A 25,852-nucleotide genomic window follows, 5' to 3' on the forward strand; every position below is an offset into this window, starting at 1 on the left:
GGACATGGGGGCTCGCGGCGGGATGGGTTTGGATACTGAATGATACCTAAGAACCTGTTTACGATCTGCTGCGCGTTGTGGAGCGTTGCACGGGGAGTACGGCTTCGAAATGCTCATGTACCACGCGTACATTCCGCTTTTTCAGCCGCAACGCCTTGTCTCGCCTTGGTTCGCGAGATCGTAAACGCGCCTTAATAAAGCGTTGGGAAAAAAGCCGCCGCCGTCCGGCTTGGGGCCAGAGCCGCGGCGGCAGGTTCCCGTGTGCAGGGAAAGGAAGCCGCAAGCGAACCGGCGGTCAGCAAACAAGCGCGGACCGCCGATGGGCTTAGTTGGCTTTGGCCGCGCGCACCGCGGCGGCGGCGTCGGTGATGCCGGCGGAGCAACCTTCGCAATCCGCCGCCGGTGGGCGCGCGGTCTTGATCAGGATGTTGCGCACCGCTTTCCAGTTGAGGCTGGGGTTGGAGGACAGCATCAGCGCCACCAGGCCGGCCACGTGGGGCGTGGCCATGGAGGTGCCCTGGAAGGCGGCGTAGCTGTCCGCTCCCGGCACGGTAGTACCGCTGTTCAGCGTGGAATAGATGCCGGGGTCGCCGCTGTTGAGGTCGCCGCCGGGCGCGGTGACGGTGGTGATCGCGCCGTAGTTGGAGTAGGAGGCGATGCCGCCGGATTTGCCGTTGGAGGCTACGGTGATCACGCCGGGGCAGCTGGCCGGGTTGGTGTTGCGCACGTTCTTCATCGCGTTGCCGGCGGCCACCACCACCACGCCGTTGCGGGCGTTGACCTGCTGGATGGCGTCGCGATAGGTGCGGCTGCAAGGCTGAGCGCCGCCCAGCGACATGCTCAGCACCCGCGCTACATTGGCGTTGATCGGCGCGCCGGGCACGGTGGCGCCCACCGCCCACAGCATGGCGTCGGCGATGTCCGAGCTGGCGCCGCCGCACTGTCCCAGCACGCGCAGCGGCAGCAGCTTGGCCTTGGGCGCCACGCCGGTCAGGCCGTTGGCGTCGCCGGCGGCCGCGGCGATGGTGCCGGCCACGTGAGTGCCGTGCCAGCTGCTGTTGCCGGCGCGGCACAGACTGCCGTCGCTGTAATCGCCCTGATCCTGGCCGTTATTGGTGCGCGCGCTTTGCACCGGCTGGCCGTTGCTGTCCAGGAGCGGGCTGCCGTCGGCGTTGGTTTGCGCCACCGCCGGCAGGCGCGCGCGCTTGGCGTCGGAGATGAAGTTGTAGCCCGGCTCCAGCAGATTGGGTTTGAGGTCCGCGTGCGGACGGTAGCCGGTGTCCAGCACCGCCACGGTGACGCCGGCGCCCAGCGACAGGTCCCAGGCGGAGGGCAGGTTCATCGCGCCTGGTTCGCCGGCGCTGGCCTGCATATCCCATTGCTTGCCGGCGTACAGCGGGCTGCTGGGCAGGTAGTTGGGGCTCATGACGAAGTCCGGTTCGGCGTATTCCACCGCCGGGTCTTGCTGGATTTTGCGCGCCAGGGTTTGGGCTTCGGCCACGCTCATCGCCTTGCCGCTTTGATAGACGTAGGCGCCGGTGCCCATCTGGTGATGGAACTGCAGCGGGCTGCCGCTCAGTTGCTGCACGCGTTGGGTGCGGGAGGCGAAATCCGCCGGGCGGCTGGACGGCGCGCGGCCGCCGTTAGCGATGCGAGCCTGGGTCAGTTGCAGCTGGGAGACGCTGTGGTATTTGACGATGATGCCGGTGATGCCGGCGGCGGAGGGCGCGGCCATCGCGATTTCAGCGCCGGCGCCGGCCAGCAGCGCGGCGGTCAGCAGGGACAGCGAGGTTTTGCGGTTCATATTCTGTTGCTCCAGTGCGTCGGGGACTTAGTTCTTGACGTAGGGGATGGCGGCGAGGCCGGCCGGGGCATTGCCGCCGGCGGATGGGCTGCCCCAGGCGACGAACTTGCCGTCCTTGGCCACGGCGAGGAAGCCGCCGAGCGGGGTGCTGTAAATGGCGCGGATATTGACCAGGCGCGAGCGGACGGCGGAGCTGTCGCCGCCGTGGGTGGGCGCGCCCCAGGTGACCACGCTGCCGTCGGCCTTCAAGGCGGCGAAGGCGTAGTCGTTGGCGAACACGGCCACCACATCGCGCAGGCGGTGCCGCACGGCGCTGCTGTCGCCGCCGCGCAGTTCGTCGCCCCAGGTCACAACGCTGCCGTCCTGACGCAGCGCGGCGAAGGCCAGCTCGGTGGAGGCGATGGCGCGCACGCGGTTGAGCTGGTGTTGCACGCCGCTGGCGTCGTTGCGGGCGCTGTCGCCCCAGGTGACCACGCTGCCGTCCTTGCGCAAGGCGGCGAAGGCGGTCTTGCTGGCGTAGAGTTTGGCCACGCCCGCCAGGTTGCCGGCCACCGGGCCGGTGTCGGCGCCGCGGTCGAAGTAGGCGCTGCCTATGGTGGCGACGCTGCCGTCCTGCTTCAGCGCGGCGAAGACGTTGAGGTTGGTCTGCACGGCGCTGACGCCGGCGGGCATGGGTTCGCTGCCGTCGTAGTAGTCGCTGGTCTGGCCGTCCCAGTTCAGGCCCCACACCACCACGCTGCCGTCTTTTTTCAGCGCGGCGAAGTTGTAGTCCGTGGCGGCGATGCTGGCCACGTTGTTGAGTTTGGCGGCCAGCGGCGAGGCGTCGCCGCCGGAGTTGGGGTCGCCGAAGGCGAGCACGCTGCCGTCCTTCTTCAGCAGCGCCACCGCGCCCAGGTTGTGGCTGACGCTGGCGACGTCCTTCAGCGCGGCCAGTCGGGCGGCGTCGAAGTAGGAGGAGATGGATTTGGAGCCGCCGTTGCCGTCGAAGGTGGTTTCGATATTGCCCCAGCTGGTGGCGCTGCCGTCGCCGTTGAGGGCGACGAAGCCGCGTTTGGTGGGCCACAGTTTGGACACTTTGTTCAGCGGCGCCACCGGCGAAGTGGAGTCGGCGCTGCCTATGCCCACCGGGCCGGCGAAGCTGGCGCCGGAGCCGGCGCGGCCCCAGCCGACGACGGTGCCGTCGGCCTGCAGCGCGGCCATCGCGCGTTCATTGCCGGCCACCGCCACTACGTCATTGGGTTGGGCGGGCAGGGCGGAGGTGTCGCCGCCCAGGCGGCGGCTGCCCCAGACCGCCAGCGTGCGGTCCGCCTTCAGCACGGCGAACACCGACGGCGCGCTGAACACGTTCTGCGGCACCAGGGTCTGGCTGGCGCTGGTCAGCGCGCAGCTGACGGTGGCGGTCAGCGGCTGGTCCGGCGCGCTGTCTTCGGCGCTGAAGCCGCGGGCGCCATTGCTCCACTGCACGCGCGGCTGGCCCAGGCACAGGCCGCTGGGCACCGCGGTCAGCACGCCGCCGCGGTTGCCGAAGATGTCCACCGCCAGGCGGCCGCTGCCGCCATGATGGCTGGAGCCGTCGCCGGGCTGGCTGCCGCTGCCGTCGTCTTCGCAGCCGGACAGGCCGCCGATCAGCGCTACGCCCACGGCGATAGCGCCAAGCCGGAACCATTGGGTTCCGCTTGCTTGTGTGGTTCTCATCACGGGTCACTCCTTTGTATATCTTGTCGTTTGTGTTTTTATCCTGGGTTTAAACCCAGAATGAATATATTGTCATGCGGTAAGCATGTTTGGTAGAGAAAACGCATGGACAAGGCAAGAGGAAGCGGGAGGAAAAGCGGATGGAAAAGAGGAAGCAATGCGCTATTTTGGTGCGGAGTGTCGATAACCAGTGGTTATAATTATTTGTGTTTTAATTTTTTGTTGAAAAATCAGCTATTTGCAGGGGGAGAAAATGGCGCGTAAGACAAAGCCAGCCGCGGCGGGCTGGCGTCAAAATGGGGCATGAGGGCCGGAAGGGAGCCGGCCGGGGTGTTACATTTTTGCCAGTTGCTGGCGCGCTTTCTGGGCGGAATCGGTCTTGGGATACAGTTTGATCAGGCGTTTGTAAGTGGTTTTGGCCTGATCCATCTGGCCCAGATCGCGCTGGCAGTTGCCGATATTGCGCAGGGCCTCCGGCGCGAAGTGATTGTCCGGAAATTGCTCGACGAAGCGGCGGTGGATGTCGATGGCGGCGTCGTATTGGCGCAAGGCGGTGTGAGACACGCCCAGCCAGTAAGTGGCTTCAGCCACTTGCGGCGCCTGCGGGTTTTGTTCGATGAAGCCGCGCAGCGCGTCGGCGGCTTTGGCGAAGTCGCGAGCGCGCAGCAAGTTCAGCGCCTTGTCGTAATCCGGGCTGGTGGCCGCGCCGCCGTCCGCGGAGCCCGAGGCGTCGCCGTGCGTGGCGGGCATAGGCTTGGCGCCGCTGTTCTCCAGATGGCCCAGCCGGCCGTCCAGATCGTTGTACAGATCGTTCTGGCGCTTTTGGGTGGTTTGCAGATTGTAGTTCAGCACTTCCACGTCGCCGCGGAGTTTGGCCACTTCGGCCTTCATCGTTTCCAGCTGGCTTACCATTTCCAGTAGCTTTTCATTGGAAAGCTTGCTTTCCACTTCATTGAGCCGGGTGGAGGCCTGGCGGTTGACTTGATCCAGCTGGCGGCGGGTTTCTTCCAGATCGCCGGTGGTGGCGCAGCCGGTGAGGACCAGCAGCAGCGCGCTGCAAAGGGTGAGCCGTTTCATGGTTGTCCCGGGATGTCCCGCCGTCCGCCCCGGAGGGGACGACGCTTGTGAGTTGGGTGGCAATGAATACAGCCGGATATCTTAACGGCAAGCGCGATAAAGCGCATCCGCCCGATGTCCGGCTGTAAAAGCCTGTTCAAAGTCTGCCGTGCGTCGGCGATACGGCGTTGAAAACCGCATTCGAAATGCTCATGTACCACGTGTACATTCCGCTTTCTCAGCGGTTTTCGCCTTGTCTCGCTCTAGCTCGCGAGACTTTGCACAGGCTCTAAAAGCCGGCCCAGAGGGCCGGCGTCGTAAACAGACCCAGTGGGCTTAGTGGCCTTGGTACACGATGTCGGCGCGACGGTTCTCTGCGAAGTCCGCGTCGGTGTTGCCGGTGGCGCGCGGTTTTTCCTTGCCGAAGCTGACCGCTTCCAGCTGGCTTTCCTTGGCGCCCAGCACTTCCATCGCCTTCTTCACGCTCTCGGCGCGGCGCTGACCCAGGGCCAGGTTGTATTCGCGGCTGCCGCGGGCGTCGGTGTTGCCCTGAATGATGACTTTTTTGTCCGCGTTCTGCTTCAGGTAGGCGGAGTGGGTTTCCACTACCGGCTTGCCGTTGGCGTCGACGGAGGAGGAGTCGAAGCCGAAGTAGACGCTGCGCTTGGCCAGCGGGCTATTGGGATCGTTCAAGGGATCCACGGACACCTGATTCTGGTTGCCGCTGCCGGTGTCCACCGGCGCGGTGGTCTGCGGCGTGGTGGGCTGTTGCGTGCCGGCGGTGGTGTCGGCCGGTTTGGTGCTGGCGCAGGCGGCCAGCAGGGTTACGGTGGCGGTGCCGAGGACGAGTTGTTTCCAGTTCATATCTATAGCTCCAATTAAGGACGATTAAATGGGCCCCAAGCCGGGTCCTGTACATCGCCGTTGATCACGGCCAATTTCACTTTGCTGTTGCCATCCGTGGTGGCGGCGTACAACACGCTCTTGCCGCCTGCGTCGCTGGCGTACAGCACCATGCGGCCGTTGGGGGCGAAGCTTGGGCGTTCGTTGTAGCCGCCGTCCGACAGCGCGCGGCTGTCGTTGGTGGCCAGGTCTTGCGCCATCACGCGGAAGTTGCCTCCCTCGCGACGGATGTAACTCAGGGTCTTGCCGTCCGGCGACACCTTGGGCGACACGTTGTAGCGTCCTTCCCAAGTGACGCGCTGGGCGTTGCCGCCATCGGCGGACACGCGGTAGATCTGCGGGCCGCCGGCGCGGTCGGAGACGAAGTACAGGCTGCCGCCGTCCGGGCTCCATGTGGGCTCGGTGTCGATGCCGCCGTTGTACATCAGCCTGCGCGAGCCGCCGCCGTTGGCGTTGATCACGTAAATCTGCGAATTGCCGCTGGTGGTCAGCACCACCGCCAGCTTGCTGCCGTCCGGGCTCCAGGCCGGGGCGGAGTTGCTGCCCTTGAAGTTGGCGGCGGCGAAACGCTGGCCGGTGGCCAGGCTCTGCACCCAGACTACCGGCTTCTTGCTTTCAAACGACACGTAGGCGATGCGTCCGCCGTCCGGACTCCAGCTCGGGGAGATGATGGGCTCCCTGGAGCGCAGAATGGTCTGGGCGCGTCCGCCGTCCACGTCCGCCACTTGCAGCAGATAGCTGCCGCCGGTCTTCAGCACGTAAACGATGCGAGTGTTGAAGAAGCCTTTCTGGCCGGTGATCGCCTCGTAAATCATGTCGGCGATCGCGTGAGCCACTTGGCGTGTGCGGTCCGGGGTGACGGTGAATTCGCCGCCGGTCAGTTGTTTTTTCTGCGCGACGTCCATCAGCCGGAAACTGATTTTCAGCTGGCCGCCTCCCGCCGCCTCCACTTTGCCGATGGCGACGGATTGCGCGCCGGCGGCCTGCCACAGCGGGTAACGGATGTCGGCGGGCTCAAACGGCACATTGGCCACGCCGGCGGCGTCCACCATGCGGAAGGCGCCGGAAATCGTCAGATCGTTCTTGATCACCGGACCCAGGCCGCCCTGGGCGTTGGCCTCGTCCTTGAACGGAGCGATGGCGATGGCGTGGCGATTAGCCCCGCCGCCGACGATCTCAATGGTCATTTCCGCTTGCGCGCCGCCTGCGGCCATCAGGCCCAGCGTGACGAGCAGCATATTCAACAGAGTTTTAAAGCTGGACATTAGTTCCCTCGAATCAGTCTATCGGCATGAGGCGACGCCGCTGCCGTTCCATCATGGCTTGTGCTTGACCCGTCTTATGACCTGGGACGGAATTCCATTTTGAACTGCCGGTAGCCGTCGTTGAAATTAGCGCCGGGCGGCAGCGCCGGAAAGGTTTTCGCTTCCCAGATCGCCCTTTGCACCGCGTCGTCGTAGGCCTTGCTGCCGCTGCTTTGCAGCAGTTGAACCCGGTTCACTTCCAGCGAGGGCAGCAGGCTGACCTGCAACACTACCTTGGGATTGCCGCTCAGTTCCGGCGGCACCTGCACCAGCGGAGTGACTTTGGCTTTGACCCGGCTGATCCAGCCGGCCTTGGCCGTCGACGAGCCGTTGGACGCGCCGCCGGCCACGCCGTTGGGCGAACCGGCCTGATCGCTGCGCGCATTGGCCTTGCCGCTGGTGCGGGGGCTGTCCAGGCTGGCCAGCAGGTCGTCGGCCTCCGGATTGTAGGTTTTGGACGGCTTGGGTTTGGCTTGCGGCTTGGCGGCCGGCGCCGGCGGCGCTTTGGCCTCCGGTTTTTTCTCGGCCGGTTTGTCCGTTTTTTTGGGTTCGGGCTTCTTCGCAGGCTCGGGCTTGGGTTCCGGCTTAGGCTCGAGCTTGGGCTCCGGTTTGAGCTTGGGAGGCTCCGGCGGTTTTTTGTGGCGGCCCAGATTGACGTCGGCCGGCGGCTCCGCCACGACGGGGCGCGGCGGCTCCACCACCGGCGTGGGCTTGGGTTGGGCCACGACGCTCGGTGCGGGGGGCGGCGGCGCGGTGGTCCACAGCTCCAGCGCCACCGGCGCTTGTTCCTGCAAGGTTTGGGAGTGGAAGCCGCCCCACAGCAGCAAGCCGACCACGGCGACGTGCAGCAGCACCGAGACAATCAGCGACCAAGGGCGCGGGGAGGTGGACACTGCGGCCATCATCCCTGCTTCTGCTGCTTGACCGTCAGCGCTACGCGCTTGACGCCGGCCTGGTGGAGTTTGTCGGCGATCTGCACCACCTCGGCGTATTTGAGGTTGGCGTCGGCGGAGATGGCCACCGGGCGCTCGGCCGCGCCCAAGGCCTGGATTTGCACCGCAAGATCGGCGACGGAGGCGACGTCGGTCTTGCGGTCGTTGTCTATCAGTTGAATCTTGCCCTGGGCGTCCACGGTCACTTCCAGAGGACGGGTGTCGATGCTGGTGGCTTGGGACACGCTGGGCACTTCGATCACGCCGGGCGTGAACATTGGCGCGGTCACCATGAAGATGACCAGCAGCACCAGCATCACGTCGATGTAAGGCACGACGTTCATCTGGTTCATCTGGCGGCGGGGACGGCGATTGAGCATGGAGCGTCTGTTAGCGTTGGCAAGCGGTCATGATACACCGGGCTCCGGCCGGGTGTCCGGGGTAAGCGGGTCAGACCGCGGCGGATCATGAAAAGTTCATGGCGGCGCCGGCCTGGGGACGCTCAGGCTAGCCGCGTGCACAGGGTCAGCCCATCCCCCACCGGCAGCACGCACATGCGGATGCGCGGGTCGTGCTTCAGGCTGGCGTTGAATTCGTGCATCAGGTGCACGCCGGGCGGGTCTTCCGGCTTGGGTTCCACCACGCGGCCGGACAGGAAGATATTGTCGATGGCGATCACGCCGCCGGGGCGCACCAGTTGCAGGCAGGCCTCGTAATAGTCGCGGTAGGCGGGCTTGTCCGCGTCGATGAAGGCCAGGTCGTACTGGCCGGCCTGGCCGGCGGCCAGTTGCTCGCGCAAGGTGGCGAGCGCCGGTTGCAGCACCAGTTCGATGCGATCGGCGACGCCGGCGCGGGTCCAGTAGTCGCGGGCGACGGCGGTGAAGGTTTCGCTGACGTCGCAGGCCAGCGTGCGGCTGTCCGCCGGCATCGCCAAGGTCACCGCCAGCGAGCTGTAGCCGGTGAACACGCCGATCTCCAGATAGCGGCGCGCGCCTATCAGTTGAGCCAGCCAGGCCATGAACTGACCTTGTTCCGGCGCGATTTGCATCTTGGCCAGGCGGAGAGTGGCGGTGAATTCGCGTAGCTCGCGCATCACCGGATGTTCGCTGAGGCTGATGTTCAGCAGGTAATCGTGCAAGGCGCCGTCTAGCGCCAGGGTGCGGCTGGTCATGGGGTATGCAGTGCAATCGGAAACGCCCGCGGCGCGGGCGTCGGGTCAGGCGGGGAGCCGGGTTTATTCCGGCTGGTAAACGTAGGGCTGTTGCGGAACGCGGGATTCTTTCCAGCGTTTCTGGTCGTCGGCGTTCAATTGACGGTCCCACAGGGTCAGGCGCAGCTCGCGGCGCTGGCTGTCCACTTCCGGGTGTTCTTCCAGGAAGCCGTTGATGAATTGGGTGAAATCGGACTGATACATCGCATCGTTCCTTCTAAGGCTGATGTCGTGATTTTAATCGATAAATCGCCGCGCAGTCAGCCTGCCAACTTCGCTTTACATTCATTTTGACAACAGATTTCAAGGTACAGCGCAAATCCTGGTTGCGCTGGGGGAGCTTTGCTGCGATATTGCGCAAAAGGTTTAAAGACATTAAATTAAAATTTTAAACTGAAAAGGTGGATTTGTTTAATCAAATTAAACTTAATGGTTTGCAATATGCGAATTCGCAATGTGGATGGCTTGGTGCAGTTCTACCCCGAGACCTTGACCTATCTGCGGCTGTTGGCCCGGTTGACGCACCTGGCGATGGTGCTGGCGCCCGGCTGTGTGTTGCTGCTGCTTGAGCCGGCCGCCGCGGCCGCCCGCGGGCAGGCCGGACAGCTCTTGTTGCTGGTCGGCGCGCTGGCTTTGCTGTCTTTTCAGGCGCTGGGCGTTTACGGCGGAAGCATGTTTTTGCGTCAGTTGCGCCTGCGGCCCTTGGCCGCGGCGTGCGTGATGTTGTTTTTGGTCTTGTGGCTGGCCCGCGGGTTGTCGCCGGCCTTGGCTGCCTTGCCGGACCGGCTGTGGCCGGTCTGGTTTACGGCGACGCTGGCCTTGTTGCTGGCGCAGCGTTTGTTGGTGCACGTTTGGTGTCGCCGGCTGGTGCGCCGTGGCGTGGGCCTGCAACGCACGGTGATTCTGGGCTGTACCGCCAGCGGGCATTTGCTGGCCGGTTTTCTGAGAGAGAACGCGGACATCCGCGCCTGCGTGATCGGTTTTGTGGACGATCGCTCGGACCGCTTGCAGCACGCGATGGCCGGTCTGCCTTATTTGGGCGGCATGCGTCGGCTGGAGACGCTGGTGCGCGAGGGCGAGGTGCAGCAAATCCTGGTGGCGTTGCCGTGGGCGGCGGTCAAACGGATGGGGGACTTGGTCAGCTTGCTGCGGCGCTTGCCGGTGACGGTGCTGCTGGCGCCGGACATGGCGGGCTTGCGGCACGCTCATCATAGAGTGACCGCGGTGGCGGGGCTGCCGATGTTCAATATTTCCGAGCGCCCCCTCAAGGGGTGGTCGCCCTTGCTCAAGCGCTGCGAGGATGTGCTGCTCGCCGTTTGCGCGCTGGCGCTGGCCGCGCCGTTGATGTTGCTGATCGCCCTGTTGATCAAGCTGGATTCGCCGGGGCCGGTGCTGTTCCGGCAAAGGCGCTATGGCTACAACAACCGTCTGATCGAGGTCTACAAATTCCGCTCCATGTACGTGGAGCGGACCGACGCCGACGCCGAGGAGCAAACCACGCGCAGCGACCCGCGCGTGACCCGCGTCGGTCGTTTCATCCGCAAGACCAGCCTGGACGAGCTGCCGCAATTGCTCAATGTGCTGGGCGGCAGCATGTCCATGGTGGGACCGCGTCCGCACGCCACCGCCACCAAGGCCGCCGGCGTCTTGTTCGAAGACGCGGTGGCGGAGTATTCCGCCCGTCACCGGGTCAAGCCGGGCATTACCGGCTGGGCCCAGGTCAACGGCTACCGCGGCGAAACCGACACGCTGGCCAAGATAGAGCGCCGGGTGGCGCATGATCTCGAATACATCGAGAACTGGTCGCTGTGGTTCGACGCCTACATTCTGATCCGCACTCTGCCGGCCGTGTTGTCGGCCGACGAAGCCTATTGAGGCCGCCATGCAAGCCCAAACTCCAGAACTGATTCCCTGCATCGTGTCCGGCGGCGCCGGCACCCGCCTGTGGCCGGTGTCCCGGCAGGCGTTCCCCAAACCCTTCATCCGCTTGGCCGACGATCAGAGCCTGTTGCAAAAAGCCTTTCTGCGCGCCGCGCGTCTGCCGGGGGTGAGGCGGGTGATGATCATCACCAATCAACAGGCGCAACTGCGCACCCTGGACGAATGCCGGGCGGTCAACGCCGGCGGATTGGCGCTGGAGCTGCTGTTGGAGCCGGAAGGGCGCAACACCGCGCCGGCGCTGGCGGCCGCCGCCGCGGACCTGCTGGAGCGCGAACCGGCGGCCAATCCCTTGCTGTTGGCGCTGCCGGCGGATCATCTGATCGCCGACGAAGCCGCCTTCGCCGCCGCGGTGGAGAAAGCCGCGCGGCTGGCCGGCGACGGACGCATTGTCGTTTTCGGCTTGACGCCCAGCCGTGCGGAAACCGGTTTCGGCTACATCGAGGCCGGCGCGGCGATCGGCGTCGACGGGCAGGAAGTGGCTCGCTTCGTGGAAAAGCCGGACCTCGCCGCCGCCGAAGGCTATCTGGCCGGCGGCCGTCATTTGTGGAACAGCGGCATGTTCTGCTTTTCCGCCGCGGCTTTGTGCGAGGAACTGGCCGAACACGCGCCCGACGTGTTGGCGGCGGTGCGGGATTGCCTGGCGCACAGCCCGGCGTCCCAGAGCGCGGACCACCGCTTGCGGGCGCTGGAGCGCGAGCGTTTTGGCCGCTGCCCGGACATTTCCATCGATTACGCGGTCATGGAGCGCACCCGCGCCGCGGCGGTGGTGCGCTGCGAATTGGGCTGGAGCGATATCGGCAACTGGGACAGCCTGGCCGAGCAGTTTCCGGCCGACGCGGACGGCAACCGCGTCAGCGGCGACGCCTTGCTGCGGGACAGCCATGATTGCTTCATCCAGAGCCGCGGCCGCTTGATCGCGATGCTGGGCGTGGACAATCTGGCGGTGGTGGACACCCCGGACGCCCTGTTGGTGGCCGACCGCGGACGCAGCCAGGAAGTGCGCGAGCTGGCGCGGCGGCTGCAGGACCAGAATCATCCTGCCTGGCGGCTGCATCTGAGCTCGCAGCGGCCCTGGGGCCATTACACCGTGCTGGCGGACAGCGAACGCTACAAGATCAAGCGCATCGTGGTGAAGCCGGGCGCGTCGCTGTCCTTGCAGATGCACCACCACCGCAGCGAGCACTGGATCGTGGTCAGCGGCACCGCGATGGTGACCCACGGCCAAGAAGAGCGCTTGCTGCATACCAATGAATCCACCTTCATTCCCGCCGGCGAAACGCATAGATTGAGCAACCCCGGCTTGATCGACCTGGTGTTGATCGAGGTGCAGAGCGGCGAATATCTGGGCGAGGACGACATTGTGCGCTTCGCCGACGACTACGGCCGCTCGGAGGCCGCGCCGTGAGCCGCACCGCCTTGATCCTGCCGGTGCGCAACGCCGGCCGCCATCTGGACCGGCTGCTGCCGGCGCTGGCGGCGCAAAGCCTGCGTCCGGACGAATGGCTGGCGCTGGACAGCGAGTCCAGCGACGGCAGCCGGGCGCGCCTGTTGGCCGCCGGCGCCAGCGTGGTGTCGGTGCGCGCAGCGGACTTCAATCACGGCGGCACGCGCCGGCTGGCCAGCGAGCTGACCGACGCCAAGGTGTTGATCTATCTGACCCAGGACGCCATCCCGGCCGGGCCCGACGCCTTGCGCCGCTTGCGCGACGCGCTGCTGGCGGACGACGACATCGGCGTCGCCTACGGCCGCCAGCTGCCGCAGCCGGACGCCGGCCTGTTGGGCGCGCATGCGCGCCGCTTCAATTACCCGCCGTTCAGCCGCACCAAGCGGCTGGCCGACGCCGCCGAACTGGGCATCAAGACCTGTTTCAGTTCGGACTCCTTCGCCGCCTATCGCCGCGAGGCCTTGCGCGAGGTGGGCGGTTTCCCCGTGGACGTGATCGGTTCCGAGGACGCTCACGTCGCCGGCCGCATGCTGCTGGCCGGCTGGGCGGTGCGCTACGAGGCCGCCGCCTGCGTCCACCATTCGCACGATTACGGGCTGTTGGAAGAAATGCGCCGCTATTTCGACATCGGCGTGTTTTACGGCCGCGAGCGCTGGATCGCCGAGCGCTTCGGCCGCGCCGGCGCGGAAGGGCGGCGCTTTGTGCGTTCGGAGCTGGAGACGGTTCGCCGCGCCGGCCAGCCCTGGCGGCAGTCCGAAGTGCTGCTGCGCTGCGCGCTCAAGCTGGCCGGCTATCGGCTGGGCCATGTCGAACGTTGGCTGCCGCGCGCGCTCAAGCGCCGCCTCAGCATGTTCCCCGCTTATTGGAAATGAATGCGATGACCACCGTCAAACTCGCCGCCGTCCTGTTGTTTGCCGTTCTGGGCGGACTGACGGCCTGTTCCACCCCCAGCACCATCGCGCTGCCGGACGCCAAGACCGTTGAAGCGCGGCAGCTGGCGCTGCGCGACATCAGCCAATTGCCGCCGCCGGTCACCCGGGTGATGAACGGCGACACCCTGCGCATTGTCCGCGACGCGCAATCCCCGGCGGAAAAAGACGAGATGGCGCTGTTCTTCGTGCGTCCGGACGGCAGTTTTTCCTATCCCCACGCCGGCCTGGTCCGCGGCGGAGGCCGCACGCCGGAGGAGATAGGGGCGGAGATCACCGACCGGCTGTCCGCGCTGTACCGCCAGCCGCAAGTCACCGTCAACATCGCCATCGCGCCGGGCAACCGCGTCTTCGTCGGCGGCGCGGTGCGCAATCCGTCCGCCTTTGAGCTGAGCGCCGCCGCCAGCATAGAACAAGCGGTGATCGGCGCCGGCGGCGTGCTGCCGTCCGCCGACAGCGAGCACGTGGCGCTGCTGCGCATGGACGAGACCGGCCTGTATCAGATCTATTTCACCGATCTGGCGCGGATGCTGGACCCTGCCGCCGGACGGCGCGGCGTCATGCTGCAACGCGGCGACATCGTGTTCGTGCCCAAATCCGCCATCGGCAAGGCGGTGGAAGGCGTGGACATGTACGTCAATCAGCTGCTGCCCTTCTCCAAGGCGATAGGCATTGGCCTGAATTACGACCTGGGCGGCAAAGGCAGCAACAACGTCAACATCCAGAACAACCCCACCATCAAGGCCGGCGGTTAGCCCCTGGTCCGCACCGACGATAGCGACATGATAGAAATCCGCTCCTTCCGCGATCTGGCCCGCCTGTTCTTCATCTTCCGGCGGGAGTTCAAATGGGCGTTCGCCGCCACCGTGCTGGTGGCGGTGCTGGGCGCGTTCTTGCTGCCGGCCCGCTACGAATCCGAAGCGCGGCTGCTGGTCAAGCCCGGCCGCGACACCAGCACGCTGCCGATCGAATACGCCGACCGCCAAACGCTGGTGGCGCCCAGCACCCAGCGCGATCCCATCGTGGATGAGGAAAAGCTGCTGACCGGCCGTCCCATCATTCACCAAGTCGCCGACTACTACCTGAACGAAATGCGCTCTCAGCCGCCGCAAGGCTGGTGGCAAACCTTCAAGTATCAGGCGAAGCAGGCCGCCGCCACGGTGTTGGACGGGGTGCGCGACGCGCTGGCCCTGATCGGGGTGGTGGAAACGCAGACCCCGCAAGAGCGGCTGGCCGCCAGACTGGAAAAACAGTTCAGCGTCAGCCATCAGAGCGGCTCCGCGGTGATGGAAATCGCTTTCAGCTGGGACGATCCGGCGGTGGCGCAGCAAGTGCTGGCCAAGTGGCTGTCCTTGTACATCGACGAGCGCAGCCGCGCGCTGGGCCGCAAAAGCCTGTACGCGTTTTACGAAACCGAGAGCGGCAAGCTGGCCGAGCAGATCGCCGGCTACAAGGAGCGCATCGGCCAGCAATTGCGCCAGATCGACGGTATCAGTTCCAAGGAGAGGCTGGACAGCCTCACCGACCAGCTCAACAAGCTGGAGGCGGCGCGCAGCGCCGACCAGGCGGACTGGATGGCGGCGCAGGGCGGCATCGCCAATGCCCAGGCCAGCGGCGGCAAGCTGCCGCGCGAAATCACCAAGGAGCGCGAACTGAGCCTGAATCCGGCGCAGCAGGATCTCAAGCTCAAGCTCAACGGCCTGGAGCTGGAGCGGCTGGACAAGCTCAAGACTTATCTGCCGGACGCGCCGCCCATCCGCGAACTGGACGAAAACATCGCCGCGCTCAAGGCCTTGATCGCGCGCGAAAAAAACACGGTGCAGCGCTCGGAAAACCGCGTGCCCAGCGACCTCGTCAACCTGCTGGAGCGCGGCAAGCTGGAGCGCGGCATGCGCGCCGGCGAGCTAAAGGCCAAGGTGGCGGCTTACGACAAGGCCATCGCCGCGCTGAAGGACGAGCGCGCGCGCATTCTGAGCGTGGAGCCGGAACTGTCGCGGTTGGAGCGCAATCTGGCGGTGGCGGAAAAGAACTACCTGCTCTACCGCGACAGTCTGGAAAAAGCGCGCATCGACCGCGAGCTGGACAACAGCCGCATCAGCAATATCGCGGTGATCGAGCAAGCCACCTTTAGCCCGGCGCGCGTGTTTCCCAAGAGCCTGGCCATTCTGTTGGCCGCGGTGCCGGCCGGCTTGGCGGTGGGCCTGTTCGCGCTCTACCTGTGCTACCTGCTGGACCAGCGCATTCACGACGGCGGGGGCGTTGAGCGCCGTTTCGGCGTGCCGCTGTGGAGCACGCTGATGGAATTGGAGCCGGGCCAAACCCCGCCTCCGGCCTTCGAAGCCAGCGTCTATCGCCTTTACAGCCAACTGCCGGCCGACAAGATGGCGCGGGACGGCCTGGTCATCGGTCTGGCGTCGTCGCGGCGCGGAGAGGGCGTCAGCTTCATCGCCAGCCAGTTCCTGCGCGTGTTGGCCGAGCGAGGCGTGCCGGCGCGGCTGGCCGCCGGCGACGCGCGTGTCGGCCCCGGCGAAGTGGCGCTGATCGAGGCGCCGGCGCTGCTCGACAATCAACAGGCCTTCGTGCAGTTGAAGCGCGCCGATCTGATCCTGCTGGTGGTGGAGGCGCGCGCCTCCACGGCGCCGGTGGTGGAAAACGCGCTGGCCATCCTCGGCGCCGCGTTTGGACAGGTGGACGGCATCGTGCTCAACCGCCGCCGTTTTGAAATCCCCGCCGCCGTGCTGAAACGCGCGGCGCGCTGGAAAGGAGAAGGCCGATGAAGATCGCCCTGTTGGCCCCGCTGCCGTCGGAGCAGAACGGCATTGCCGACTATGCCGACGCCTGGCGCCGGGCTTTGGAAAACGAAGGCGTCAGCGTCGTCTCCCCGCTGGGCGGGCAGCCGCTGGCGCGCAACGCTCTGGAACTGTCCTGGCAGATGCAGAACGTGAATTGGCGCGATTTCGACTTGGTGCACGCGGAGCTGGGAGGCGGCCGCTGCGGCGAGTTCATGGCGCTGGAGTGGCTGGCGCGCCATCGGCCGGAGCTGAGGCTGACCGCCACCGTTCATGACCCGGAACGCCTGGTCTGGCGGCCGCCCGGCTTGTCGCGGCGCTTGCCGCGGCCGCTTGGCCAGGCCGCCGCCTTGCTGGCCACGCCGCTGACGCTGGCGCGAGAGCGGCGGCTGGCCCGGCGCTTGACCCGGTTGGTGACGCTGACGACCATCGGCGCGGAGCGCCTGGCCCGGCGGATGCGGCTGCCGGACGGGCGGGTGTTCCACATCGCGCACGGCAATTGCGAAATCGCCGCCCAGCCTTTGCCGGCCCTGCCGCCGCAAGGGCCGCTGCGCTTGCTGTACTTCGGCTACATCTACCAGGGCAAGGGCATTGAGGATGTGCTGGACGCGCTGGCGCTGCTGCAGCAAGAACCGGACACCCGCGACCGGGTGAGGCTGACCCTGGCGGGCGGCGTGGCGCCGGACGTCGCCTTCGGCCGCTCCGGTTCTTATCTGGAATCCCTGCGCCAGCAAGCCATCCTGCTGGGGCTGCACCGGGATATGTTGGAATGGCGGCCGGACCTGCCGGCGCCCGAGATTCCCGGCCTGATCCAGGCCAATCACGCCATGGTGCTGCCGTATCGGGAATCGTGGAAGCTGGCCTTGCTGGGTCGGATGTGCGGCGCCAGCGGCGCGCTGTCCTGGGCGGTGGCCTGTGGCCGCGGCGTGGTCTGTTCCGACGCGCGCGCCCTGGCCGAGGAGGTTTCCTTTGGCAACGGCGCGGTGTACGCCCGGGGCGACAGCGCGGCGCTGGCCCGGACCTTGAGCGGCCTGCTGCGTCAGCCGGAGCGTTTGCGCCAGCACAGCGAGCAGGCGCGGAGCTTGGGGCGGGAACGCGCTTGGCCCCGTGTGGCGACGCAATTTCTGCAATTGTTTCAGACCGTGCTGCGGGAGAGAGCGCATGGCTAGCGCGCGCGGCGGCGCGGCGCGGCGGATGTGGGTTCTGGCGGCGGTCCTGGGTTTGGCCGCGGCCGGCCCGCGCGCCGAAACCACCGAGCTGACCGCCGGCCGGCCGGTGGTGTGGCGCGATTTCCTTGGCGTCAACGCGCATTTCCTGTGGTTCACGCCGCCGCAATACCAGCGCCAGATGCAGCAGCTCAAGTCGCTGGGCCTGAACTGGGTGCGCGTGGACCTGCATTGGGATCGCCACGAGCCCAAGGAAAACCAATTTGTGTTCGCGCCGTTGGATCAACTGGTGGACACGCTGAAGACGCAGAAGCTCAAATCGGTATTTTACTTGGTGGGGTCGGCGCCCTTCGCCAGCAGCGTGCCGCCGCTGCTTGGTTCCAGCGACCAGTACCCGCCCAAGGACGACAAGGTGTTCGCCAAGCGCATGGCCATGTTGGCGCGGCGCTATCCGTCGGTGGACGCCTGGCAGGTGTGGAACGAACCCAATCTGCCTGGCTTCTGGCGGCCGCTGCCCAGCCCGGAAGGTTACGGCCGCTTGTTGCAGGCCAGCGCCGAAGCGCTGCGCGCCGCTGCGCCGGGCAAACCGGTGGTGATGGCCGGCATGGCCTATTACAGCCAGATGCCGGTGCGCGGCGGGCTGATGCTGGAGGAGCTGGGCAAGAAGGGAAGCCTGAACCTGAAAACCATCGTCGCCTACCACCCGTACAGCCAGCAGCCGGAGGGCGACGATCCTAAAACGCGGGACTTCGTGCTGCGCGCGCAACAGATCAACGCCCGGCTTCGTCAGGTCAAAGCGCCGGGGATCTGGGCCACCGAATGGGGCTGGTCCAGCTACGTCGGGCCCAAGGAGGAGCAGGACATCATCGGCCGCGACGGCCAGGCGGATTATCTATTGCGACGGCTGGCCTTGATGAGCGCGCTGGATTACGACCGCGTCTTCCTGTTCGCCTTGTCCGATCTGGACCAGCGCGCCAGCGCGCGCGACCGCGGCTACGGCTTGCTGGATCTCGACGGCAAGCCCAAGCCCGCCTACAAGGCCCTGGCGCGCTTCCTCGCCATTACCGGCCCGCGGCTGGAGCCGACACCGCCGCCGCGTCTGGACGCCGCGCCGGACGGCTTGTACAGCATCGCCTGGCGCAAGCCGGACGGCGCGCATTTGTGGATGTTCTGGAGCGCGAGCGGCGGCGCGGCGCGCTTGCCCGGCATCGCCCGCGCCACGCTGAGCCAGCCGCTGAACGGAAGCAGTGCCACGTTGAGCGCCGCCGGAGACAGCCTGAGCGTGGCGGTGAAGCCGCAGCTGCAAATCCTGGAGTGGCGAGAATGAAGCCGGCCTCCCTTTCTCTTGGGGGCTGCCCGCCGTTGCGCATTCTGTGGACCCTGCCTTATCTGCCCTGGCCCACCACCAGCGGGGGCAAGCTGCGTCAGTTCCAGCTGCTGCGCGCGCTGGCGGCGCGCGGCCATCGCATCACCCTGCTGGTGCAAAGCAAGGAACCGGCCAGCGACGCCTGTCGCCGCCAGCTGGAAGGCATCGTCGAACGGCTGATCGTGCTGCCGCGCCGGCCGCTGAAACACCCGCTGACGCTGCTGGCCGCCGCGCTGGGCCCGTATCCGCTGCTGGCCAGCGTCAACGGCCTGTCGCCGGACTTGAGCCGGACCTTCGACGGTCTGCTGCGCCAACCTTGGGACGTGGTGCAAATCGAGCACAGTTACGGCTTGCAGCCCTTTCTGGAAGCGTTGGGCCGCCGCGGCCAGCCTTTCCTGCTGACCGAGCACAATGTCGAATCCGAGCTGGGCGCGGCCACCTATCAGCACCTGCCGCGCTGGTGCGCGCCCTTTGTATGGTGGGACCGCTGGCGTTACCGGCGCTGGGCGGCCCTGGCGCTGAACGCCGCCGAGCGCGTCGCCGCCGTCACCTGGGAGGACGCCGCGGCGATGGCCCAGCACAGCGGCCGGCTGGTGGACGTGGTGATCAACGGGGTGGACGCCGACGCCTTCGCCGAAGTGCGTCCGGATTACGCCAGCCAGCGCCTGCTCTTCGTCGGCAATTTCGAATACCCGCCTAACCGCGACGCCGTCGTCTGGCTGGCGGAGGAAGTGATGCCGAGGCTGTGGCGGCGGCTGCCGCGAGCGCGGCTGGCGATATGCGGTTATGCGATGCCGGAAGACTGGGCGCAGCGCTGGGCGGACGAGCGGCTAGAGTGGCTGGGCTTTGTGCCGGAGCTGTCGACGCAGCAGCGCCGCGCCGCCGCCTTCATCGCCGGGCTGCGCCAGGGCGGAGGCTCCAAGCTCAAAGTGCTGGAGGCGCTGGCCGCCGGCCTGGCGCTGCTGAGCACGCCGCAGGGCGCGTCCGGGCTGGACCTGCGGCCCGACAGCGATTACCTGCGGGGCGACGACGCCGAGCAACTGGCCGAGGCCGCCGCCGCGCTGCTGAGCCGGCCGGAGCGCGCCGCCAGCCTGGGCGCGGCCGGGCGGGAATACGTGAGGAGACGGCACGACTGGGCCATCGCCGCCGACCAGCTGGAAACCTTGTACCGGGAGCTGAGACATGCGCATCGGAATTGATTACCGTCCGGTCACCGCCGCGCCGCGCTCCGGCATCGCGCGGCAAGTGTTGGCGCTGGAAGCCGCGTTGGCGGCGCGGCCGAACGTGGAAGTGCTGCGCTTCACCGCCTGTCCGGCAGACCATCCCCACCGGCGGCTGGCCGAATGCCCGGCCCGGCCCAGCCCGACGGACGGACTGCACCGCCCGCGCGAGCGCTGGCACTTCGAATGCCGTTTTTTGCCGCGGGCCATCCGCGCTCGCCGGCTGGACCTTTACATCGCCACCGCCAACACCGGCCTGCCGCCCTGGCGCGCGCCCGGCGACGTGCGCTACGCCATGCTGCTGCACGATGTGTTCCAGCTGACCCTGGACAACTACCACGTCAGTCTGCTGCGCGCGCTGGCTTACCGCGTGATCGATTGGGCCGGCACCGCGCGCTCCTTGCAGCGCGCCGACGCGATATGGACGCCGTCGCAATTCACCGCCGACGCCGCCGCGCGGTTGTTCCCGCGCCAGCGCGCCAAGCTGGCGCTGCTGCCCAACGCGGTGCCGCAGCCGGCCGCGCCGGCCGCGGCGCTGCCGGTCTCGCTGCCGGCGCGCTACTGGCTGGCGGTGGGCGCGCGCGAGCCGCGCAAGAACATGCCCTGGTTCGTTGAGCAATGGCGCAAGGCGCGCCAGCGCCAGCCGGACCTGCCGGCGCTGGCGCTGGTGGCGCGGCCGGAAGACCTGCCGGCGGAGCTGCGGCGGCTGGACGGCCTGATCTGGCTCAGCGATCTGGACGACGCCATGCTGAGCGCGGTGTACGCGGCGGCGGAGCGGCTGTGGCAACCGTCCTACGCGGAAGGCTTCGGCCTGCCGGTGATCGAGGCGCTGGCGCAAGGCACGCCGGTGGCGGTGGCCACCGGCTCGGCGCTGGACGAGGTCGCGCCGCCGCAAGCGGCGCGCTTCGCCCCCAACGACGCAGGCGAACTGCAAGCCTTGATGCTTAAGCTGGCCGCCGCCGGGCCGGGCGATTCCGTCGACGCCAACCGCGCCTGGGCGCGCCGCTACGATATGGACGCCTATCGCCGCCGCGTGGATCAGCTATTGGACCGGCTGCTGGCATGACGCCGCTGAACCGCGCGCTCGCCCTGGCCTGCGGGCTATTGTTCGGCGGCTTGCTGACCTTCAGCCCGGCCGCCGCCGCGCTGGCGCTGGCCGCCGCCTGCGCCGGGGTCGCCGTGCTGCGCGCGCCGCTGCTGGGCCTGGTTTTGTTCGGCTTCGCCGCCACCCTGACGCCCTATTCCACGGTGCAACTGGGCGTGCGCGTCACTGTATCCGAGGCGCTGTTGGGCCTGGCCTGGCTGGGCGCGCTGCCGCGCTTGGCCGTCGGCCTCCTGCAATGGCCGAGCGGCCGCGTCGAACGGCGCTTGCTGTGGCTGATGGCCTTCAGCCTGCTGCCGTTTTTGGCGGGACAGCTGATGGTGCAGGCCGACGGCAACGGCCCGGTCAACTGGGCGCGCTGGCTGCTCAATCTGTCCGCCTTGTTCCTGGCCCCGCTGTTGCTGCCGGACGAGCGCAGCCGCGACCGTCTGATCGTGATGCTGCTGCTGGGCACGCTGGCCATGCTGCTGCTGTCCATCGGCTACTTCCTCAAGGACCGCGACGCCAACAGTTTCATCCCGGTGCTGGAGAAGCTGCGCTACGCCCACCCGGAAGCGGTGCGCGACATCTTCTCCGCCAACTACACCCGCATGGCCTCGCCCTGGGTGCATCCCAATCTCACCGGCGGCGCGCTGGCGCTCTTCCTGCCGCTGGCTTTCTTCTACGGTCTGACGCAGCGCGGCTGGCGGCGCTTGCTGGGGCTGACGGTGGCGCTGCTGGGCGCGGCCGGCCTGTTGTTCAGCATCTCGCGCGGGGCCATCGTCAGCCTGGCGCTGGTCTTGCTTTGGCTGAGCTGGCGGCGCGCGCCGCACGCCGGCCGCATCATCGGCCTGGCCGCGGCGCTGGGCCTGGCCCTGGTCTTGTTCTATCCGCCCTTGCAGGAACGCCTGGCCACCACGTTTTCCGCCAGCAACGCCAGCACCGAGGTGCGCATGGACGAATACCGTCGCTTCCCCGACGCGGTGCGCGCTTACCCGCTGGGCCTGGGCTTCAAGGTGGATCCGCCGCCGCCGGACAGCGGCCTGCTCGGCATCTCCAATCTGTGGCTCAACTTCGTCTACAAGCTGGGCGTGCCCGGCATGTTGCTGTTCGTCGCCGTCACCGTCGCCTGGTGGCGCGAGGCGCGGCCGCGCGGCCCCTTGTCCGAGTTGGACCCGGAGCGCGCCATCTGGCTCGGCACCCTGTCCGGTTTGCTGGCGGCGCTGCTCACCGGCCTGTTCGACCACTATTACAGCTTCACCATGGTGCTGATCGGTCTGTTCTGGCTGCTGATGGGCGTCAATCTGCAAGCGGCGCGTCGGCTGGCCGGCCGCGGCGACTCGCTGTTGACTCCCGCCGCGCCGACAGGCCCGGCGCCTCTTGATCCGAAAGCGAAACCGCGATGAACCCGACCGATCTTCCCCCCGAGCCGCCGGCGCTGACGCTACGTCACCGCATCTATCACAGCAGCGCGCTGCGCGAGCGCCTGGACGGTTACGCCGCGCGCCTCGGCGCTCCGGCGGCGGAACTGGCCGCCGCCTACGACTGGATGCTGGCCAACAACGTGGCTTTCGAAGAGGGCGACGCCGCCGAACCGCGCGTCTCCATCGTCTCCGTGGATATGGAAAGCCGCATCCCGCACCCCTTGGCGAGCCGCTTCTACGCGCTGTTGCGCGACGAAGTGCCCACCCAGCTGGTGCCGCGCTACGGCCTCAACTGGCCCACTTTCAAGGATCGTTGGCTGCGCGCCTGGGAGCAGTGCTACAACATCCTGATCAACAAGCTGCCGTCCCATCATCTGCGGCTGGCCTGGCTGCGCCTGGGCGGCGCGCGCATCGGCAAGGGCTCCAGCGTGTGGCGCACCACTGAGGTGCTGGGGGTCAACAATCTGGTGATAGGTGCGGACAGCTGCGTGGCCTGGCATTGCCTGCTGGACGCCCGCGCCGGGCTGATCATTGGCGATCACGTCGCCATTGCCTCCTACGCCAAAATCATCGCCGGCAGCCACGACCTGAGCGCGCCGGAATTCTGGTCGGTGTCGGCGCCAGTGTATATCGACGACTACGCCTGGATCGCCACCGGCGCGCTGATCGGCCACGGCGCGCGGATCGGCCGCGGCGCGGTGGTCACCGCCAACACCGTGGTGGGCAAGGAAGTGGCGCCGTACAAGATCGTCGGCGGCAGCGGCGCCAAGCCCATGGGCGAACGGCCGCGCGATCTCAACTACAAGGTGGGCGGCAAAGGGCTGTTCACCCTGTTCCACTAATGACATTGAGCCCATGTTCGGTCCCGCCGCCTTATTGACCCTGGCCACGCTGGCCGGCCTGCTGGCCGGTTTCGCCCGCGAGTGGCTGTTGGTGGCCGCCTGGGGGGCCGGCGGGCGCAGCGACGCCTTTCTGGTGGCGATGTTCCTGCCGGAAGCGCTGCGCACTCTGCTGGCGGGCGGCTTGCTGTCCGCCGCTTTGCTGCCTTTGTGGCAAGCGCAGACGCCGGCGCGGCGCGGCGCCTGGCTGGCCGGCCAACTGCGCCACTGGCTAGGCCTTGGCCTGGGCCTGGCCGCGCTCTTGAGCCTGGCCGCGCCGTGGCTGACGCGCGCGCTGGCGCCCGGCGTCGACGCCGCTTACGCGGCGCAGGCCGCCGCCGCGCTGCGCTGGCTGGCCTGGCTGGCGCCCGGCCTGTTGGCCCAGGCGGCGCTGGCGGCGCCGCTGCAAGCTCAGGGCCGCTTCCTGTTGGCCGGCTTGGGGTCGCTGCTGTTCAATCTGCCTGCGGTGTCATACCTGTACTGGGCCGGGCCGGCCGCGGAGGCGGCCACGCTGGCGCAATGCTTTCTTGTCGGCAGCCTGTTGATGGCGGCGGCGCTGCTGCCCGGCAACTGGCGGCTGGGCTGGCGGCCCTGGCTGCGCGCCGGCCGCGGCGAAGCCGGCCAGGTCTGGCGGCTGCTGTGGCCCTTGCTGGCCAGCGGCGCCGCCAGCCAGGGCCTGGGCCTGCTGGAGCGCGTGGCCGCTTCGCTGCTGGGCGAGGGGACGATTACCCTGCTCAACCTGGCGCGCAAGCTGATCAATCTGCCGCTGATCGCGCTGATGAGTTTGAACCAAGTGCTGTTGAGCAAGATGAGCGGGGCGCTGGGCGCGGACCGGCTGCGGATGCTGGACAGCGGCCTGGCCGCCTGCACCCTGTTGACCCTGCCGGCGGCGGCCGGTTTGATCGGCGCCGCGCCGGCGCTGGTGGCCTTGTTGCTGCCGGCCGGGCTGGCGGCGAGCAGCCTGCCGCTGCTGCTGGCGCTGTACGCGCCGGGCATTGTGTTCGGCGCCTGGAACGCCTTGTTGGCGCGCTATTGCTACGCCGGCGGCGATACCCGCGGGCCGATGCTGCTGGAACTGGCGGGCAGCGCGCTGAGCGCGGCGCTGCTGCTGACGCTGCCGCGCTGGCTGGGCTTGCCGGGCCTGGCGCTGGCCGCCTTGGCGGGGGTGTGGCTGACCGGCGGCCTGCTCGCCGCCCGCTTGGGACAGGGCCTGTTGCCAAGACTGGCGCGTCAGGGCCTGGCGGCGTCCGTACCGCTGGCCGTCGCCGGCCTGCTGCTGTTCCCGCTGCGGGGCTCCAGCCCGTGGCCGCAACTGGCGCTGGCCACGCTGACCGGGGCGGTGCTGCTGTTGGGACTGGGCTGGCGTTTTAGAGCCGGTTCATGATCTTTTCTGATTTGAAGTATTGGCCAAAGCATTGAATCCGCTGCGCGGATGATGATTTTGATTACCGGGGCTGCCCGCCGGGCAGGAAGGGGAATTTGCTCGGCCAAATTCCCCTTCACCCCAAAGGCCGCCCTGCAAGCCTGGCCTGCGGCTTCCCTCCGGGACCCGTCAGGCCCGAGGCGCGGCTGAACTCGCAGCGCGCTAACGTCGCGCTGCTCGAACAGGCAGCCGCTTAAGACCTCGGGCCTGCCACCCGTCGGCAGGCTTGAAGGGAGTGGGGGCGCGTCGAATACGAGGTTTCCAGCGTATCTACGCAACGCCTCAACGTACTTAACAAAGATCGTGAACAGGTTCTTAGGTGGAAATGGGCGAGCACAACTCCACCAGCAAGCCATCCGGACAACGCAAATGGGACACCGTCTGGCCCCAGGGCTTGAGCGACGGCGCTTGCAGTTCAACGCCGCCGTGGCGCAAGGCCTGGGCGTGGGCGGCGGCCACGTCGTCGGTCACCAGCGCGATCTCCATGCCCAGGGGCAACGGCGAGGCGTCCGCCGCCACATAGCCTTCCGGCAGATTCATCCGGCCCAGCGGATGGGCGGCGAAAGCCAGCGCGGTGGCGCCGGTGTCCAGCTCGCCGTAATCGCCGGATTCATGCAAGAAGCGGCGCTTCAGGCCGAAGGCGTTTTCAAAGAAGGCCAGCGAGGCGGCGACGTCGGAGACATAGAGAATGGTGTAGGCGAATTGCATGGTTGGGCTCCTGATCAGGGTTTATTGCAGCTGCCGCAACATATCGGCGCATTGAACGATATGGGCGTACTCGCCGTCCAGATTGGCCAGTGCCATGGCGTGCACTTCATCTGCGCTGCGGGGTGTGCCGGCGTAGTCCACTTTGTCGAAGGCGAAGCAGGCGTCGGCGGCCACCAGGGTGCGGAAGCCGAGGTTGCCGGCGCTGCGGGCGGTGGCTTCCACCGAGTTGTTGGTGCTGACGCCGACGATGAGCAGTTGTTCGATGCCGCGCACGCGCAGCCAGCGTTCCAGGCTGCTGTGGGCGAAGGCGTCCGGCACGTTCTTTTCCATCACGTGTTCGCTCGCCAGCGGGGCCAGCGCCGGTTGGAATTCGACGCCGGGCTGTCCGGGCCAGAACGGCGAGCCGGGGGTGCGGGAGATGTGGCGGACGTGGACCAGCGGCGCGCCGGCCTGGCGCCAGGCGTTCAGCAGTTGGGCGATATTGGCTTCGGCCTGGGGGTTGTTGCGCGGGCCGGCTTCGGGGCGGCTCATGCCTTGTTGCATGTCGATGATGATGAGGGCGGGGGCGTTGTGCATGGC

General features: G+C 67.3%; 23 protein-coding genes. 12 read left to right on the forward strand and 11 right to left on the reverse strand.

Annotation, left to right across the window (positions count from 1 at the left end; translation table 11 throughout):
- Window positions 1–325: 325 nt before the first annotated feature.
- The 9 genes from HA052_RS24405 to HA052_RS24445 form a co-directional block, all read right to left on the reverse strand.
- A complete protein-coding gene (locus HA052_RS24405; RefSeq protein ID WP_166454005.1) occupies window positions 326–1,804 on the reverse strand; it encodes a S8 family peptidase in 1,479 nt (492 codons plus the stop codon).
- A 27-nt stretch (window positions 1,805–1,831) separates the two neighbouring features.
- Window positions 1,832–3,499: an RCC1 domain-containing protein gene (locus HA052_RS24410; RefSeq protein WP_166454006.1), complete on the reverse strand. Its 1,668-nt coding sequence runs from the start codon at window positions 3,497–3,499 to the stop codon at window positions 1,832–1,834.
- A gap of 333 nt (window positions 3,500–3,832) precedes the next feature.
- Entirely contained in the window at window positions 3,833–4,576 is a 744-nt protein-coding gene (gene ybgF / locus HA052_RS24415; protein WP_019102119.1) for a tol-pal system protein YbgF, read from the reverse strand.
- A gap of 315 nt (window positions 4,577–4,891) precedes the next feature.
- Window positions 4,892–5,419 carry a peptidoglycan-associated lipoprotein Pal gene (gene pal, locus HA052_RS24420; RefSeq protein ID WP_166454007.1) on the reverse strand — a complete coding sequence of 176 codons (528 nt, stop codon included), beginning with the start codon at window positions 5,417–5,419 and terminating at the stop codon, window positions 4,892–4,894.
- A 14-nt stretch (window positions 5,420–5,433) separates the two neighbouring features.
- A complete protein-coding gene (gene tolB, locus HA052_RS24425; RefSeq protein WP_166454008.1) occupies window positions 5,434–6,723 on the reverse strand; it encodes a Tol-Pal system beta propeller repeat protein TolB in 1,290 nt (429 codons plus the stop codon).
- Between the two features lie 74 nt (window positions 6,724–6,797).
- Window positions 6,798–7,667, reverse strand: coding sequence for an energy transducer TonB (locus tag HA052_RS24430; protein WP_166454009.1), 870 nt, complete (start codon window positions 7,665–7,667; stop codon window positions 6,798–6,800).
- Window positions 7,664–8,074 carry a biopolymer transporter ExbD gene (locus tag HA052_RS24435; protein ID WP_048408166.1) on the reverse strand — a complete coding sequence of 137 codons (411 nt, stop codon included), beginning with the start codon at window positions 8,072–8,074 and terminating at the stop codon, window positions 7,664–7,666. The genes HA052_RS24430 and HA052_RS24435 overlap by 4 nt, the downstream gene beginning before the upstream one ends.
- Window positions 8,075–8,196: 122 nt before the next feature.
- Window positions 8,197–8,865, reverse strand: coding sequence for a class I SAM-dependent methyltransferase (locus HA052_RS24440; protein ID WP_166454010.1), 669 nt, complete (start codon window positions 8,863–8,865; stop codon window positions 8,197–8,199).
- 63 nt (window positions 8,866–8,928) lie between these two features.
- The gene (locus tag HA052_RS24445) at window positions 8,929–9,108 is read right to left on the reverse strand and encodes a DUF3460 family protein (RefSeq protein ID WP_019101069.1); all 180 of its coding nucleotides are present in this window, start codon (window positions 9,106–9,108) and stop codon (window positions 8,929–8,931) included.
- Window positions 9,109–9,345: 237 nt separating this feature from the next.
- On the opposite strand from HA052_RS24445, the gene HA052_RS24450 reads away from it, so the two are divergent.
- The 12 genes from HA052_RS24450 to HA052_RS24505 are packed head-to-tail and all read left to right on the forward strand — an operon-like array spanning window position 9,346 to window position 24,526.
- Window positions 9,346–10,779, forward strand: coding sequence for an undecaprenyl-phosphate glucose phosphotransferase (locus HA052_RS24450; protein ID WP_206119039.1), 1,434 nt, complete (start codon window positions 9,346–9,348; stop codon window positions 10,777–10,779).
- Between the two features lie 7 nt (window positions 10,780–10,786).
- Window positions 10,787–12,250 carry a mannose-1-phosphate guanylyltransferase/mannose-6-phosphate isomerase gene (locus tag HA052_RS24455; RefSeq protein ID WP_166454012.1) on the forward strand — a complete coding sequence of 488 codons (1,464 nt, stop codon included), beginning with the start codon at window positions 10,787–10,789 and terminating at the stop codon, window positions 12,248–12,250.
- Window positions 12,247–13,161: a glycosyltransferase gene (locus HA052_RS24460; RefSeq protein ID WP_166454013.1), complete on the forward strand. Its 915-nt coding sequence runs from the start codon at window positions 12,247–12,249 to the stop codon at window positions 13,159–13,161. The genes HA052_RS24455 and HA052_RS24460 overlap by 4 nt, the downstream gene beginning before the upstream one ends.
- Window positions 13,162–13,166: 5 nt before the next feature.
- A complete protein-coding gene (locus HA052_RS24465; protein ID WP_166454014.1) occupies window positions 13,167–13,973 on the forward strand; it encodes a polysaccharide biosynthesis/export family protein in 807 nt (268 codons plus the stop codon).
- 27 nt (window positions 13,974–14,000) lie between these two features.
- Window positions 14,001–15,995, forward strand: a complete 1,995-nt coding sequence (locus HA052_RS24470; protein WP_166454015.1) for a GumC family protein — start codon at window positions 14,001–14,003, stop codon at window positions 15,993–15,995.
- Window positions 15,992–17,176, forward strand: coding sequence for a glycosyltransferase (locus HA052_RS24475; RefSeq protein ID WP_166454016.1), 1,185 nt, complete (start codon window positions 15,992–15,994; stop codon window positions 17,174–17,176). The genes HA052_RS24470 and HA052_RS24475 overlap by 4 nt, the downstream gene beginning before the upstream one ends.
- Window positions 17,169–18,500, forward strand: a complete 1,332-nt coding sequence (locus HA052_RS24480; RefSeq protein WP_166454017.1) for a cellulase family glycosylhydrolase — start codon at window positions 17,169–17,171, stop codon at window positions 18,498–18,500. The genes HA052_RS24475 and HA052_RS24480 overlap by 8 nt, the downstream gene beginning before the upstream one ends.
- Window positions 18,497–19,738: a glycosyltransferase gene (locus tag HA052_RS24485; RefSeq protein WP_206119040.1), complete on the forward strand. Its 1,242-nt coding sequence runs from the start codon at window positions 18,497–18,499 to the stop codon at window positions 19,736–19,738. Before HA052_RS24480 ends, HA052_RS24485 begins: the two co-directional genes overlap by 4 nt.
- Window positions 19,722–20,825, forward strand: coding sequence for a glycosyltransferase family 4 protein (locus HA052_RS24490; RefSeq protein WP_166454018.1), 1,104 nt, complete (start codon window positions 19,722–19,724; stop codon window positions 20,823–20,825). The genes HA052_RS24485 and HA052_RS24490 overlap by 17 nt, the downstream gene beginning before the upstream one ends.
- Window positions 20,822–22,246, forward strand: a complete 1,425-nt coding sequence (locus tag HA052_RS24495) for an O-antigen ligase family protein (RefSeq protein ID WP_206119041.1) — start codon at window positions 20,822–20,824, stop codon at window positions 22,244–22,246. The genes HA052_RS24490 and HA052_RS24495 overlap by 4 nt, the downstream gene beginning before the upstream one ends.
- The gene (locus tag HA052_RS24500; protein WP_166454019.1) at window positions 22,243–23,106 is read left to right on the forward strand and encodes an acyltransferase; all 864 of its coding nucleotides are present in this window, start codon (window positions 22,243–22,245) and stop codon (window positions 23,104–23,106) included. Before HA052_RS24495 ends, HA052_RS24500 begins: the two co-directional genes overlap by 4 nt.
- Before the next feature lie 13 nt (window positions 23,107–23,119).
- Complete coding sequence (locus HA052_RS24505) at window positions 23,120–24,526, forward strand: lipid II flippase MurJ (protein ID WP_166454020.1); 1,407 nt, start codon at window positions 23,120–23,122, stop codon at window positions 24,524–24,526.
- A gap of 354 nt (window positions 24,527–24,880) precedes the next feature.
- Here the strand turns inward: HA052_RS24505 and HA052_RS24510 are convergent, their stop codons facing one another.
- Both HA052_RS24510 and HA052_RS24515 read right to left on the reverse strand, forming a co-directional pair.
- Window positions 24,881–25,273 (reverse strand): VOC family protein, encoded by a 393-nt coding sequence (locus HA052_RS24510; RefSeq protein ID WP_166454021.1) that lies wholly within the window; start codon window positions 25,271–25,273, stop codon window positions 24,881–24,883.
- A 21-nt stretch (window positions 25,274–25,294) separates the two neighbouring features.
- Window positions 25,295–25,852: cysteine hydrolase family protein (locus tag HA052_RS24515; protein ID WP_346774587.1), on the reverse strand; the 558-nt coding region annotated here is incomplete at its 5' end.

The organism is Chromobacterium fluminis, from assembly GCF_011602385.1.
Lineage (GTDB): Bacteria > Pseudomonadota > Gammaproteobacteria > Burkholderiales > Chromobacteriaceae > Chromobacterium > Chromobacterium fluminis.